The following is a 14,359-nucleotide window of genomic DNA, read 5'->3' as shown; positions in this document are numbered from 1 at the left end:
GTTACTGATATGGCTGTCTCCTAAGTATACCCCTACCTATGTAGACGTCTGCGGGAAGCCAGACTTACTTTGATATACTGAGGCTATGCAAGGAATACTCTCTACTCACAAAGGAGGCTGCCATTGCGGAGCAGTGCGCTACGAAGTTGAGACAGATCTCGCCACGGTCATCTCCTGCAACTGTTCGCATTGTGCCATCAAGGGACTCCTGCTTGCCTTCGTTACGGCGGAGAGGTTCACCCTGCTCGCGGGAGAAGAGGCGCTCACGGAATATCGTTTTAACAAGAAGAAGATTGCACATCTCTTTTGTAAGATCTGCGGCGTGCAGTCTTTTGGTCGGGGCACCAACAAGGAGGGCGAACCCACTGTAGCTATTAATATACGCTGCTTGGATGGTGTCGAGCTCGAGAAGCTGAACGTCACTCCTGTCGATGGGAAGAGCTGGTAGGGAAAAAGAAAAGCCGACCTGTAAAGAATACGAATGTATTCAGGGTCGGCGGGCAAGAGGGGTGTACACACAGGGGAGGAGTGTACGAGATGAGAGAAAGAGCGAAGGATGGTGGGGCGGAGTGGTCTATCTGAATAACTGCTGGTAGAGGGAAAGGTTACAGAAAAGGAAGACCGCCGACGCTCCAGGAGGGGGAGAGCGTCGGCGGGGCGGCTATGTGCGAGGGGTCACGCGCTGAATTGGACGAGATCTCCTTGTGTGAGTTTTTCTTGGAGGTAGCGCAGGATCGTGGAGGGTGAAGGAGTGGGAATGCGTCCCGGGCTGCTCCGGACCCTCTTGTCCGTCAGACGATTCGAAGCGTTTGCGTAGAACGCCGCTATGAGTGTCTTCAGGATGTAGCGCTCCTCGCCGATGTTCGGAAGGAATTCCCCCTGGAATCCTTCCTTTCGGAACCGGAGGTATAGCGTGCCAAATTGGCCTGGGTTGTCGTTCGCGAATTCCTTGTCGAAGACGACGACCGCGAGCCTGACTCCTTGTTCTCTGAGGAGCTGCAGGCCTTCGCTTCCGGTCTCGCGGTGAACGAAGGTGCGTCTCGGAAATGCTTTTCGCCAGCTTTCCGGAGCCTCGAAACCTAGAGTGAGGATGATCCGCATGAGGGTGTCCTCTCGGGAACTGGTTGGAGAAAGATCGATTGGAGCTCGTGATATCACGTCCAAGCCAGCGAGGCAAGGCGCGCAGTGAGAGCTGCTATTGTACTGAACCCGCAGGAAGCGAAAAGGATACATGCGAAGAAGGAACGGCCGGCGCATCAAGCGCCGGCCGTTAATTTGCTCGCCTCAGGCGCTCATTAGTTCGGGTTGGACTACGGGGGTCCCGCCGATGCGCTGGTGCGCGAGGGCGATGCTTAAGGCAGTGAGAAGCTCCTGTTCGCTCTCGAAGACGCGGTCTCCTTTCCTGGGGTCGAGCTCCTTGAGGAACTCAGGGTCCGTAGCGGTAGTGAAGATGACACCTGTGAATTCCTTGTCGCGGCGGATCCTGCGGGCAAACTCGATTGTGCATCCGTCTGCGCCTCGCCGAGGAAGCACCGCTACCTTGAGGTGCTTGGCGTCCCAGACGAATTGGTTGAATGCATGCACCACCTTCTGGGCAGTGATGACGCCGATGCCTGGGAAGAGTTCCCGCAGCGACCAGGCCCATCCTCCCAAGGTCTGGGAGTCGGCATGGACGAGGAGGACTTCCGGTCCTGACTCCGTATTCATTGCACGCTCCTTTGCTGGGAGTGGAGGAAAGATCAGTCGTTGCGGCTTGTAATGACGCGCAGCTGCTGTAGTAACAGCTCGAGAAGAGGGAAGGTTATAAAAAAGAGCCGGCCAGTGCCCGAAGGGCGCTGGCCGGTGATGATAGGGATGCGCTACGCGTGGGCCCTGATCTCGAGGGTTGCGTCGATGGCTATGAAAGGGTTTTCCCAGTCCGCCTCGATGCACCCCGTGGCGATGAATTCAGCCTGCAGGTTGGGGTTTCTGAAGGCGGTGAACACGGAAATATTGAGCGCAACCCCCTTGAGCCACCGAACCATCTCCCTGGCCTCTTCTTCTTGAGGGTTCTCCAGGATGACCGCGAATATTTTCAGATCCTTGTTGATCCGACGGTCGGCGATTTCATTTTTCGCCGACTCAGCTTCTTCGTGCATGCTGAGTTCCCACCGGTCGTCCTGCCCCTGTGGATTGCTAAACTTCTTCCACAGATTACGCTCTATTACCAAGGTGATCGGCATCGGATCCCTCGCTCGCTGAATGTGCCAGGCTACACCATATCATCGGTTTTTGAGCGGGTCTACGGGAGTAAGAAGGGGAATTCGACTATACTAAGGGGATGAATAAAGTGATCATCCTCTCTGTAACGCTTCTCTTGTTTGTTATCGGCGTCGTGTATCTGACCTACGAGCCTGCTCCAGGCTCCACCACAGGACCTGCCTATGCCGCAGACTACCGTGACGGCACTTACGAGATCTTTGGCGAGAAGGTCAAACTCACAGGAGGACTCTCGGAGATAAAGATAGATACGGATACGGCGGCTACGGTGACTACTCGCTATTTCGGGAATGAGGCGAGAGGAGACCTCAATGGGGATGGTAAGGAAGACGTAGCCTTCCTTATGACCCAGAACGCGGGCGGCTCTGGCACTTTCTATCTCGCCGCAGTAGCGCTCGGCAGCGAGAAGGGCTACCTCGGTACCAACACTATCCTCCTAGGGGATCGCATTGCTCCGCAGACGACGGAGATCAGGGATGGCCAGGTCATTGTGAACTTCGCTGTGCGAAAGGATGGCGAGCCTATGGTTGCTCAGCCTTCCGTTGGTGTTTCTGCTTATCTCAAGGTAGTAGGTGGTCAGCTTGTGGCGGTGGAGTAGGGCCTAACCCCGGCTCCTCGACTCCTCCCCAAAACCCGCTAGAATGGGAGTACTTTTGAGCTGATTGCAAAGTTTACATCTAATCTGCCCCGCTCTGTTTCCAAGTTTGAATCATGTAAAAAACATGGCACACAGTAATCTTTCTAAAGCAAAAAAGGCAAAGAGCGATGAGTTTTATACCCAGATGAGCGACATCGCTAACGAGCTTAATCATTATCGCGACCAGCTCAGAGGCAAAGTCATTTTTTGCAACTGTGACGATCCGTTTGAAAGCAATTTCTTCCGCTTCTTCGCAGAAAACTTCAACGCACTTGGCATCAAGCGACTCATCGCTACGAGCTACAAGCCCTCGCCCATAGCTAACACCCAGCTCGGCCTCTTTGGTGATGACAAGACCCTCGAGCCGAAAAAAGGCCGCCCAAAGGTGAACGCCAACGCCTTTCTTATTAACGAAGTAGAGGATCTCAATGGTGATGGTGCAATTGACCGGCGCGATATCGCCGAGAAGCTGAAAGAAAACAAAAAAAACGAATGGCGGCCGCTCCAGGGCGATGGAGACTTCCGCTCACCCGAGTGCCGTGAACTCCTAAAGCAGGCAGATATCGTTATTACCAACCCGCCGTTCTCACTCTTCATTGAGTACGTTGCCCAGCTCGTTGAACACGACAAGAAGTTTTTGATTATCGGCAACACGAACGCTATTACTTACAAAGAAATTTTCAAACTCATTAAAGAAAATAAATTCCGCACCGGCTATACTAAGTTCAATGTCGGCATGTTTTTCGAAGTTCCGAATTATTTCACGCAGTATCATCATATTGACGAGAAAAGCGGTAAAAAAATCGCGCGTGTTTCTACCTCGTGCTGGTATACAAACATGGATGTGGCGAAACACCACCAAAATATTCCTCTCTACAAAAAATACACGCCGGAAGAGTATCCACACTATGACAATTACGACGCCATTGAGGTCGCCAAAGTTGCGGAGATCCCAGCTGACTACGGCGGTGCTATGGGCGTGCCCATTACTTTCCTGGATAAATACAATCCTCAGCAGTTTCAACTACTAGGCGCATCTCAAAGGGGTTGTCATGATGAACTTCCCGACACAAAGAAATACGATGATTACTGGGAAATGAGGCAGGATGGCACGAGGACTGGATCGTCCGGTGGTAAAACAAATGAAAATGCAAATTTACTTGGCAACGACGGAAAGAAGAACTATTTTATCAATAAGGATGGTCGAGTAATACAATCTGCCTATCAGCGGCTGTTCATTCGACAAAAAAACTAATATGAAAATAAGACTTTCCGGGAAAGATGTGCCGAAAATAACCATTCGCGATTTGGTGGATGGTTACCAAGACGACGGTGAGAACGGTGTCGTCGGGTATGGAAGCAAGCTCAACATTCGTCCTGCGTTTCAGCGCGAGTTTATCTATGGCGACAAGGAGCGCGACGCGGTCATTAAAACCGTGCGGCAAGGTTTTCCGCTTAACACAATGTATTGGTCGGTTGATGAAGATGGTAACTACGAATTGATGGATGGGCAACAGCGCACTGTTTCCATATGCCAATACGTGACGAAAATCATCCCCATTAAGTTTGACGACGATCATGAGCTTGCTTTTACAAGCTTACCCAAAGATCAGCAGGAAGAGATTTTGAACTACGAACTCTCGGTGTATGTGTGCGAAGGGACACCAAGTGAAAAACTCGCCTGGTTTCGTACGATCAATATTGCAGGTAAGCCCTTGACCGATCAAGAGCTTTTGAATGCCCAACATACAGGAAAGTGGCTCACCGACGCGAAACGATGGTTTAGTAAAACGGGTGCCCCCGCGGTGCAAGATGGGCGAGAGAAATTAGTAAGTGGCTCACCTATACGACAGGAGGTTTTGGAAACGGCCTTGAGATGGATTTCAAGCGATCACATTGAGCAATACATGAACGAGCACAAGGACGATACAAACGCACAAGAACTCTGGCAATACTGGCAGGCAGTATTTGACTGGGTGCAGAAGACATTTACGACGTATCGCAAAGATATGAAGGGGGTAGAATGGGGGCTCTTGTACAACAAATATAAGGATGCCAGGTACGACTCTAGGGACATTGAAAAGGAGACTTTGAAGCTGATTGATGACGACGAAGTTCAGAGCCTGAGAGGAATTTATCCATACATCCTTACGCGTGAGGAAAAATACCTCAATTTGCGTGATTTTGATGACAAAACGAAGAGGAAAGCATACGAACACCAAGGCGGTGTATGCTCGTTCTGCAAAAAGGAGAGGCGTGAAAAAATGAAGTGGGAATTTGCCGAAATGGAAGCTGACCACATTACTCCTTGGCACGAAGGAGGGAAAACCACCGCCAAAAATTGTCAGATGTTATGTAAAACACACAACCGAGTAAAGGGTGGTCTCTAGAGGTTATTGTAAGATAGTCAGGTTATCGTGATCTCCACCAGCGTCTCCGGGTCCTCAACGGCCAACTCGTCGCAGTGGGGTAAGGTTTATTGTTAACACTAATGACGGTTATTTGAGCTAGCTACTTGTTCGTTAGCTTCTATCTCCAAGAGTTCTATTTGGGGCGTCAAGTAAGAGGTAATAACATCCTTTGCTTCTCTGAGTAGTTTTTGTGCCTTCCCGGCGCTATTTCTTTTTAAGAAATAGCGAGCTTTTTCTAAGAGATGTATTTGTGTGCAAATTTTTCTATTTTTACCTTCAAAAAGAGATATGGCTTTTGTGTAAAGAGCTTCGGCTTCCTCAAGATTTCCTCTCCGCATTTCCAACAATCCTCTGGTAGCCAAGATGACGGGAATAGGCTCTGTGTACCTTCGCAAGATTCTCTCAGCTTTATCAAGTTGGTTTAATTGGATATATGCAAAAGCCAAATTGTTATTAATAAGAATCTTATCGAACCCTAACGCAATACCTTTTTCAAGTAGATCAGCTGCCGCTTGCGCATTTCCATCGATGCACTCATGGATAAAGGCATAATCAGGATATACATCTGAAATTGTTTCGTCTAATGCAAGTGTTCGAGAGAAAAATTTCTTAGCTTCTTCGTATTCTTCATTAATGACCTTTGATACACCTGCTAAATAAATAGAAAAAGCATCTCCCGGGTTAAGTTCGGAAATTCTATTTGAGATTCTCTCAACCTCTTTGAAATCACTCGCAGCAGCTCTTACTCTACCCAAATTATAATAACCACGAAGGGCGCGCATATCGAAGAGACGAGTTCTTCTGATCTTATCTTCAGAGATTGAAACAGCTTGTTTAAAGCATTTTTCTGATTTTTCCTTTTCTCCAAATGCTCCATAACAAAAGCCTAAATTATTTAAGAGCAACTCGTTCCCTGGTTCACTTTTTATCTTTTCTTCATACCACACAAGCGCACGTTTCAGATCGCGCATTTCCAACAAAATCCACCCCATTAAATGGTGGGCTGAATTTTCTATCGGGACACCTTTCTTAACAGCTTTTTCAAGGACGGAATAAGCTTCTTCAAATCTTTGTTGTATTAGTAACAAAAGAGCTAGGTTTTGATGGGTATGAGGATAATTCGGGGGAGTAATGGCAATACTTTTTGAAAGAATTTCTTCAGCTTCTTTCCATTTTCCCTCTTTAATATAACAAACAGCAAGATTATTTAATGAATGGATATATTCTCCATTAATTTTTAAAGCTTTACTAAAATAGTCTTTAGCTTCACTAAGTTTTTCTGGGAAATGATTAAGAAGTATAAAACCGTAGGTATTGATTAGTTCTACATCCTCGGGCATTAATTTTAATGCTTCATCAAGAATTCTCATTGCGTCGTCTTTACCTTCGTTCTGTGTCAAAAATATGTTAACTCTCAGCGCAGCGTATTTTCGTAGGATATCTACTCTGTTGTTTGTTAACTCTAGGAGTCGGCTAAAATATGGTATCGTCTCATGATATTTGCGGTGTAAGGAGTATGCAAGAATAATTTTTTCGTAAGCCAGTATGAAATCAGGATTCAGTACCAAACTTCTTTGGTAATAATCTATCGCGTTTTTGTAATTATTTTTCAATAGATACAAGTCTCCAGTTTCGACTAAGGTCCTTGGATTTTCATTCTTCTTTAGTTGAGCTTTGACATAATTCCACTGAGCCCGCACAAGTTGTTGCCTAAATGTATCTCCTTGAATAGGGGGAAGCTCAAAAAGAGCATCTGAATAGCTCATTCTTGGCTTTGTCTCGTCACGCATGGTCTGAAAATATTCTTTTTTTTCTAAAGTGGGAGAAATCATAGTCCTAGTAGTATTAGTTCTTCCTGTAACTCAGCTATGTTTTTAAAGCGAATTGAATGGTCGATATGGGTTAGGCGGTCCAATATGGAGTTAATTTTAGCGTTCTCATTAGTGTCAGATAATCGAACGTTTAATGTGTTACTTTTAAAAGATCGACTATGAATCCAGTCACGGTACAATTTATTCTTTTCCTGTATATCAAGATAATCAAGTGAAGGATGGGACCCAAGGAAACCCTTTATTTGATGCCTTAAGGTGTCAAGTTCAACTAGTGGTTTGGCCTGAATAAGTGAAAAAAGCAATATACCAAGAGCATACATGTCTCCTGCAATAGACTCTGGGAGCGAGGGTGAATCCCAAACTTTAAAAAAAACTTCTGGAGGACTGACGAACCACCCCCAACATGGTGACAAAGAGTTTGTACCCCAGGTGCGGTCAAAATCCTTCGCCTTACCAAAGTCTGTCAATTTTACATACACCCCGCTACCGATATTTAAAAGAACATTTTCATAATGTAAATCTCGGTGCGCGATACTTGCTTGATGTGCGTGTGCCAAACCTTCACAAATATCCTTAAAAATTTTAAATGAATCTGAAGGTGAGAAATATCCCTGTAGACTCATGTAATCAGCCAGGTTAGTGTCCACAAGTTCCATTGTGTAATAAAAAGTGTCTGGAGGAACTTGTACAACATTACTAAAGGGCTGTACTACTTTAGGATGAGGCTTGAGCTTGTGCATGATTTCGTTTTCCCCTTGAAAACGAAGTGCGTCCATCGGATCCTTTGAGGATGCAACCTTAAGAGCCATGGCCGTACCTGAATCCTGGTGTATAACCCGATAAACCTTACCGTAGCTCCCACCACCAAGACTTCCTTCAATTAGGTGCTTGTCCAGTACATCCCCCTGGTTCATAGCGCTAGTCTAGTCTATAAAGCATTTTGGCGCACGATGAAGAAGAACGTAAAAACTGATTTTTTTACCTCGCAAAGCTTTATAGGATCTTCTCTTTCCTACCAGCGAGATTCCTATCTCGCTGAAATCTCGTAAGTCCCCACCCCTCCACCCGTCCTGCTATACATGGAGGCACTCCACCCCACCGCTTCTCACACCGGCCATGGCCGTGCCAAGACGGTGGCCATCACTGGCGCTAATGGCTTTCTCGGACGCGCTCTTACCGAAGCTCTTCTCGCGCGTGGTTACGCGGTTCTCCCTCTGACCCGACCTAATTTCCAACTGGAGAGGGCAGGAGAGTGGCAGTTTGAAGAAGTTCCCGACGTGGTCATTCACGCTGCCTGGGATGGTGCCCGCTCGCTCTCCAGAGCGCGCCACATCAACGTAGGCGGCACCCATGCGCTACGTCGCCTCTGCGAGGAGCTCGGAGTGAAGCAGTTCATCTTCATCTCCTCTATGGCCGCCCACGAAGAGGCGCGCTCTGTTTATGGCCGTACCAAGTTAGAGGCGGAGATGGTCCTCAGTCCGGAAAAGGACTGCATCGTGAAGTCGGGGATAATGATTGGGCAGGGCGGACTCTTTACCCGAGTGAAGCGTCTTATAGAAACCATGCCGGTGATTCCGGTATTCTTCGACGGCAAGGCCGCGCTCCAGGTGGTCTACATCGATGACCTCTGTCAGGCCATCGTGCAGGCGGTGGAAGGTAATGCTTCTGGCGTCTTTCCTATCGCGCACGAAAAACCCATCTCCATCCGCGAGCTCTACCGCGGTATTGCGGACGCGGCCAACCGCCGCATGCCGCTCCTGCCCTTACCAGGAGGACTCCTTCTTCCAGAACTGCGTCTCTTTGAAATGCTCGGCTTACGTTTACCTATTACTGCCGACACGCTCCTGGGACTTAAGCATGGCAAGGTCTTTGATACGTATCTGGCCTGTAAGGCGCTCTTCTCTAAACCTCTCTCCTTCGAGCAGTCTTTGAAAAAATTGAAGGCGTAATTTCAAGTCCGCGGATCTTCCTTAGTCCACTCGGAGAGATAAAAGGCATCGCGTTCAATTTTTGACGCAGGGCGCAGCAGGCGCATATTCGCTTTAGGTACGAGAGGGAAGTGCGGCGAGTCATCGAGCTCTTCGACGAGATCCCAGAGCCGCTTCTCGCTGATGATGAATTCGGGAACGTAGGGGAGAAGCGAGAAGGGCTTGGAATAAGCACGCAGCGTCTTCTTCCCGTTATTCACCATGAAGTATTCGTGGAAATAGGTGAGAGCGAGTTCCCTCGGGGTCTTATATATAGGATCACGGTAGCGCAGCACAGGATGATTCGTCTTGCTGATGGCGCCCCAGTAGCCGTTCTGCTGGAAGAGAGCCACTACATGATCCTCGTCCTCGGGCGTGGTCTGGAAATCCATGAGAAGCGGCTTCTCTCCGTGGATGTGGAGGGCGGCGGCGGCGAAGAAGGCGCCCTCCACACAATGTGCTTTCTGCTCGCGCAATACCATGCGTGCGGAGTAGCAGGTCTGGCCTTTCTTCTCGAAATTCCGCGGGAGGGTATCGAGATAATCTTGGATCTTCTGCGGGGTGGAGAGTTTCTTAAATATCGAGAGTTCTGCAGGCGTGAGTCCGAACATGGGGTCAGTATATACAAAAACACTCGCGATTCTTATCGCCGCCAGACTACGCCGGAATCTCCTTCGTTCCAGGCATCGCTCCCGGCTTAGCAGCTTTCTTGTTCTCTTTCTGACGGAGGCTATGGAAAAACCCCTTCACTTTGCGCACTAGGGTGTAGATCGCGTAGAGCGTAGGACGCAATAGGATGTCGATGTTGCCCACATAGGAGAATTCGGTACCTCGGAACTGCCGCTTGAACTCAGTGAGCGTAGGCCAGCGCTCTGGGTCGATACCGCCGATGTCGTAGTAGCGGTAGCCGCGCTGCTGTGCGTCCTCGGCCGCTTTCATATGCAAATAGGTGGAGATCTTGGAATCAAGGTGCTTGGTAAGGGAGGCGCCGAAGAGGTAGGTAGCGGTATCGCCATAGTAGAGGACGAGGTGGGTGCCTGCGGGCTCGCCGTCGCGGTAGCCGCAGAAGACGCTGAGGGAGACGCCGTCCGCGCAGACGCCCCCTTTGCAGTCTTCCGCGAAGTTCTTGAGGAAGGCACGGAAGTAGGCCTCGTCGGGGTAGGCGTTTACTCCGCTGTTTCTTTTAATGGTGTCCTGCACCATCGCCTTGAAGTCGGCGTACTCGCTCTCGCTGAGGTTGTCCTTGATGACCACGGAGGCGCCGCGCCGCTCGGCACGGTTGATATTGGAGCGGGTGGAGGGGTGGATCCCCGCGCGCAGGTCACCGGTGAGCGGCATAGCCAGGTTGTAGCGCGGCTGCACGTAGTGGTCGGGCTCGTGGTAGCGGATATCGATATGAGCGGGCAATTTCTCTACCGGAGGCTCCAGACGGAGGAAGACGCAGTCCGCGAGATATTCCGTGGCCCACGCTTCGATGGCGCAGAGCGCTTGGTTGAAAACCGTATCAAAATCCTCCGGCGTAGCCGCCACTAATGGCCCGCGCGGAAGGTAGGCGTAGCGGAAGCCGAAGGGGAGGGAGTAGTAGACGAGGGTGAAGAGGCCGACGGTTTCTCCCGCATCATTCTCAATAGCGAAGCGATTCGTCTCTCGTCCCAGCTTCTTCTGGAACGCGCCCCATTCCCAGGAGAGCATGAAATTTCCTACCGATGGGTAGTGCCTACGTACGAATTCGTTCCAGTGGTCCTTGTCGTGACGATAGGCGAGTATCTTCATGGTTTAAAAGATATTGCGGAGGACCACGGGGTCTCCGACTTCGATGCCGTGCTCTGCGGCAAAGCCTGCGTTCACCTCGAGCACCTGCTCTACCTTGACGCGGGGGGAGTAGAAGACGGGCTTAGCGGGATCGAACTCGTTGGACACGTTGCGGCTGATGTCCGCCACTACGCCGTCGTGTACCCAGATGATGTCGATCGGGAAATTCATGTCAGGCATCCAGAAACGGTAGATATCGGGAACGGAGAAGATGAAGAGCATGCCCTCATCCTCCTCGAGCCGGGTACGGCCGGAGAGACCTTTGCGCACGGCCGCTGTTGTGGTGGCCACATCCACCCGAATGCGGGTCCCGTGTATGGAGACGGACGGGGTGGGCTTTTCTGTGACTACGGGGATAGGGGAGGTAGCGGCCTTGGGGAGGAGGCTCAGGTTGCCCTCCAGGTTCTTGGCAAATCCGAGATAGAGGAGGAGGGCTATGGCGAGTATGAGAAAGAGGATTGGTCCGGTGTGAAGAGTCCTTTTCATGTTGGGAAACTGCCCGAGCGGCAATCTAGAGGGAACGTCTCCCCATTATGCCCTGTTTGACTCCCTCATGCGACCCTCTTATCCCTCCTCTGGTATCATGGGGCTATGCTCGGGCGCTACAGGCACTACAAGGGGGCGGAGGTAGAGGTGACCGGCCTCGGCAAGCATAGCGAGACCTTGGAGGAGATGGTCATCTATCGCCACCTTGATACAGGGGAGGTCTGGGTGCGTCCTAAGCCTATGTTCCTTGAGGAAATAGAGGTAGAAGGCAAGCGGCAGCCCCGCTTTCGTAAGCTCGATTAGCTTTTTTGTAACTTTATCTACATCTTTTGCAAAAAACTGAGCACAAAAATACATTTTTTAAACTGATTTTCGCCTTTTTAATAAAATTACCTCCACTTAGTCCCGTATAACCCCTGTTTTACGCTAGTTTTCTCCCACCGAGGTTTACACGCCCCCTAAATCGTTCTAAGGAGGGGAATGAGGGGGTTATCCACAAAAAATGCCTGCTCCCGGCGGGGTAGAATAGTCATTACCTTTACCAATTTAATTACTCATTAAGCTCCCCCTCACCACGTATGACCCTCACCAAAACAGCTGTCTCCGCTTCTCTCCCCAAGGCAAAGGTGCCCTTGGCTCGGACGCCCAAGACGAACGAATTCGTCAAACAGATCCAGAAGCGCGACGGCACCATCGCTCCTTTCGACATGGACAAGGTGGAGACGGCCATCTACAAGGCCATGCTCGCCTCCGGCGAGGGTTCGGTGGACGAGGCTGCGCTCGTGGCCAACAAGGTGCTTGCTGACCTGGTGAGGATCAGCAAGAAGTACAAGAACTTCCTGCCGACGGTGGAGGGGATACAGGACACGGTGGAGCGGGAGCTCATCCTCTCGGAGTACGTGCAGACTGCCAAGAACTACATCCTCTATCGCCAGAAGCGCTCAGAGCTTCGCTCTATGGGCGTGGAAGTCCCGGAGCGCGTGCGTCAGCTCGCGGAGGAGAGCGCTAAATATTTCAAGAACAATCCGCTCGGCGAGTTCGTGTATCTCCGCAGCTACTCTTCCTGGATCGAAGCAGAAGGCCGCCGCGAGACCTGGGTGGAGACGGTGGAGCGTTATATAGATTTCATGAAGCAGAACTTGGGAGACAAGCTCACTAAGAAAGAGTACGATGAGGTGCGCGAAGCCATCCGCAAGCAGGAGATCATGCCGTCTATGCGTCTCATGCAGTTCGCAGGCAAGGCAGCCGCCAAGACGAACGTCTGTGCTTACAACTGCTCCTTTATCGCCCCCACCAAGCTTCGGGACTTCGCTGAGGTTATGTACATCTCTATGTGCGGCACTGGCGTCGGCTTCTCTGCAGAGAGCCAGAACATCCAGCAGCTTCCGCAGATTGAGAGGCAGATCGGAGAAAAACTGAAGACCCACGTTGTCGACGACTCCAAGGAGGGCTGGTGCGATGCGCTCACCTTGGGCCTTGAGACATGGTACGCAGGCAAGGATATCGATTTTGATTATTCCCAGATCAGGCCAGCCGGTGCGCGCCTCAAGACCATGGGTGGCAAGGCCTCCGGCCCGGCACCTCTCCAGTCTCTTCTCGCTTTCTCCCGCAGTGCGATCCTCTCCCGCCAGGGACGGCGCCTCCGCAACATCGATGCCCACGACATCCTTTGTAAGATCGGTGAGTGCGTAGTGGCAGGTGGCGTGCGTCGCTCGGCCATGATCTCCCTCTCTGACCTCGATGACGATCTCATCCGTGATGCCAAGAAGGGTCAGTTCTTCCTCACCGACCCACACCGCTCCATCTCCAACAACTCCGCCGTCTACGAGCAGAAGCCTTCTACCGAAGAGCTCATGGATGAGTGGGTGGCTCTCATGAAGAGTAAGAGCGGCGAGCGCGGCATCTTCAATCGTGGATCCTTGGCGAAGACCATGCCGAAGCGCCGTATCGAGCTCCTCGAGAAGAAGTATGGCAAGGGCCGCCTCGGTCAGGTGGGCACCAACCCCTGTGGCGAGATCATCCTCCAGAGCAAGCAGTTCTGTAATCTCACTGAGGTGGTAGCGCGTGCGAGCGACACCAAGGAGTCTCTCCTCAGGAAGACGCGCCTCGCCACCCTCGTCGGTACCTATCAATCAACTCTCACTAATTTCGGCTACCTCTCCAAGGAATGGAAGGACAACTGCGAGAAGGAGCGCCTCCTCGGCGTCTCCATCACCGGCCAGTGGGACTCCCCGGCGGTGCGTAATGCGGACACCATGAAGGCTATGAAGAATGAGTCTATCAAGGTGAACCAGAAGTATGCCAAGCGCTTCGGAGTGAACGTCTCCTCCTCCATCACCTGCGTGAAGCCCTCTGGCACCGTCTCTCAGACCATCAACAGCTCTTCCGGCATGCATCCGCGCCATGCGCCCTACTACATCCGCCGCGTGCGCATCTCTGCGACCGACTCGCTCTTTAAGATGATGAAGGATCAGGGTGTGCCGTATCATCCGGAAGTGGGCCAGACCATGGAGAACGCCAATACCTACGTGCTGGAGTTCCCGATCAAGGCACCGAGCGGCTCTATCTTCAAAGATGATCAGACCGCTATCGAGCAGCTCGAGTACTGGAAGATGGTCAAGCTCAACTTCACCGAGCATAACCCTTCGACCACCATCTCGGTGGGGGACGATGAATGGATCGACGTGGTCAACTGGGTCTACAAGAACTGGGAGATAATTGGCGGCCTCTCCTTCCTCCCGCGCGAGAACCATGTTTATCGTCTGGCGCCCTACGAGAAGTGCACCAAGGAGACGTACGAACTCCTCTCTTCGCGCCTCGGCAGCATCGACTACTCCAAGCTCGTGACCTACGAGATGCAGGATGAGACGGAGCAGAAGAAGGAATTAGCGTGCGCAGGAGGTACGTGCGAGATCGTTTAACTAAGACAAGGGAAAACAAAAAGCTCCCCATACG

15 protein-coding genes are annotated in these 14,359 nt (G+C 51.0%); 7 read left to right on the top strand and 8 right to left on the bottom strand.

Going from position 1 to position 14,359, the window contains the following annotated elements:
* The first annotated feature begins 85 nt into the window (after positions 1–85).
* Positions 86–448: a GFA family protein gene (locus K8Q93_00580; GenBank protein MCE9643734.1), complete on the top strand. Its 363-nt coding sequence runs from the start codon at positions 86–88 to the stop codon at positions 446–448.
* Positions 449–675: 227 nt separating this feature from the next.
* On the opposite strand, the gene K8Q93_00575 is transcribed toward K8Q93_00580, so the two are convergent.
* The 3 genes from K8Q93_00575 to K8Q93_00565 form a co-directional block, all read right to left on the bottom strand.
* On the bottom strand, positions 676–1,101 hold the full coding sequence (locus K8Q93_00575) for a hypothetical protein (GenBank protein ID MCE9643733.1): 426 nt from the start codon (positions 1,099–1,101) through the stop codon (positions 676–678).
* Between the two features lie 183 nt (positions 1,102–1,284).
* Positions 1,285–1,707 (bottom strand): hypothetical protein, encoded by a 423-nt coding sequence (locus tag K8Q93_00570; protein MCE9643732.1) that lies wholly within the window; start codon positions 1,705–1,707, stop codon positions 1,285–1,287.
* 152 nt (positions 1,708–1,859) lie between these two features.
* Positions 1,860–2,222, bottom strand: coding sequence for a hypothetical protein (locus K8Q93_00565; protein MCE9643731.1), 363 nt, complete (start codon positions 2,220–2,222; stop codon positions 1,860–1,862).
* Positions 2,223–2,320: 98 nt separating this feature from the next.
* Here K8Q93_00565 and K8Q93_00560 point away from each other — a divergent pair, with 98 nt between their 5' ends.
* The 3 genes from K8Q93_00560 (at position 2,321) to K8Q93_00550 (ending at position 5,286) form a co-directional block, all read left to right on the top strand.
* Positions 2,321–2,857: a hypothetical protein gene (locus K8Q93_00560; GenBank protein ID MCE9643730.1), complete on the top strand. Its 537-nt coding sequence runs from the start codon at positions 2,321–2,323 to the stop codon at positions 2,855–2,857.
* A gap of 124 nt (positions 2,858–2,981) precedes the next feature.
* Positions 2,982–4,151 carry an adenine-specific methyltransferase EcoRI family protein gene (locus K8Q93_00555; GenBank protein MCE9643729.1) on the top strand — a complete coding sequence of 390 codons (1,170 nt, stop codon included), beginning with the start codon at positions 2,982–2,984 and terminating at the stop codon, positions 4,149–4,151.
* 1 nt (position 4,152) lies between these two features.
* Positions 4,153–5,286 (top strand): DUF262 domain-containing protein, encoded by a 1,134-nt coding sequence (locus K8Q93_00550; protein ID MCE9643728.1) that lies wholly within the window; start codon positions 4,153–4,155, stop codon positions 5,284–5,286.
* Positions 5,287–5,384: 98 nt separating this feature from the next.
* Here the strand turns inward: K8Q93_00550 and K8Q93_00545 are convergent, their stop codons facing one another.
* Both K8Q93_00545 and K8Q93_00540 read right to left on the bottom strand, forming a co-directional pair.
* On the bottom strand, positions 5,385–7,139 hold the full coding sequence (locus K8Q93_00545) for a tetratricopeptide repeat protein (protein MCE9643727.1): 1,755 nt from the start codon (positions 7,137–7,139) through the stop codon (positions 5,385–5,387).
* Positions 7,136–8,053, bottom strand: coding sequence for a protein kinase (locus K8Q93_00540; protein MCE9643726.1), 918 nt, complete (start codon positions 8,051–8,053; stop codon positions 7,136–7,138). Before K8Q93_00540 ends, K8Q93_00545 begins: the two co-directional genes overlap by 4 nt.
* 165 nt (positions 8,054–8,218) lie before the next feature.
* Here K8Q93_00540 and K8Q93_00535 point away from each other — a divergent pair, with 165 nt between their 5' ends.
* Complete coding sequence (locus K8Q93_00535; protein MCE9643725.1) at positions 8,219–9,088, top strand: NAD(P)-dependent oxidoreductase; 870 nt, start codon at positions 8,219–8,221, stop codon at positions 9,086–9,088.
* A gap of 2 nt (positions 9,089–9,090) precedes the next feature.
* On the opposite strand, the gene K8Q93_00530 is transcribed toward K8Q93_00535, so the two are convergent.
* From K8Q93_00530 to K8Q93_00520, 3 genes are read right to left on the bottom strand one after another with little or no spacing between them, the layout of a single operon-like run.
* Positions 9,091–9,717, bottom strand: a complete 627-nt coding sequence (locus tag K8Q93_00530; protein MCE9643724.1) for a hypothetical protein — start codon at positions 9,715–9,717, stop codon at positions 9,091–9,093.
* 46 nt (positions 9,718–9,763) lie between these two features.
* The gene (locus K8Q93_00525; GenBank protein ID MCE9643723.1) at positions 9,764–10,879 is read right to left on the bottom strand and encodes a peptidoglycan bridge formation glycyltransferase FemA/FemB family protein; all 1,116 of its coding nucleotides are present in this window, start codon (positions 10,877–10,879) and stop codon (positions 9,764–9,766) included.
* A gap of 3 nt (positions 10,880–10,882) precedes the next feature.
* Complete coding sequence (locus tag K8Q93_00520) at positions 10,883–11,404, bottom strand: DUF192 domain-containing protein (GenBank protein MCE9643722.1); 522 nt, start codon at positions 11,402–11,404, stop codon at positions 10,883–10,885.
* Between the two features lie 105 nt (positions 11,405–11,509).
* On the opposite strand from K8Q93_00520, the gene K8Q93_00515 reads away from it, so the two are divergent.
* The gene (locus K8Q93_00515; protein ID MCE9643721.1) at positions 11,510–11,707 is read left to right on the top strand and encodes a DUF1653 domain-containing protein; all 198 of its coding nucleotides are present in this window, start codon (positions 11,510–11,512) and stop codon (positions 11,705–11,707) included.
* Between the two features lie 275 nt (positions 11,708–11,982).
* On the top strand, positions 11,983–14,325 hold the full coding sequence (locus K8Q93_00510) for a ribonucleoside-triphosphate reductase (protein ID MCE9643720.1): 2,343 nt from the start codon (positions 11,983–11,985) through the stop codon (positions 14,323–14,325).
* Positions 14,326–14,359 lie beyond the last annotated feature (34 nt).

It is taken from the genome of Candidatus Parcubacteria bacterium, from assembly GCA_021414235.1.
In the GTDB taxonomy this organism is placed as follows: domain Bacteria; phylum Patescibacteriota; class Minisyncoccia; order Phycocordibacterales; family JAKFXT01; genus JAIOOV01.
Note: the sequence above shows the minus strand (reverse complement) of the source record. Positions and strands in the feature narration are given on the sequence as shown.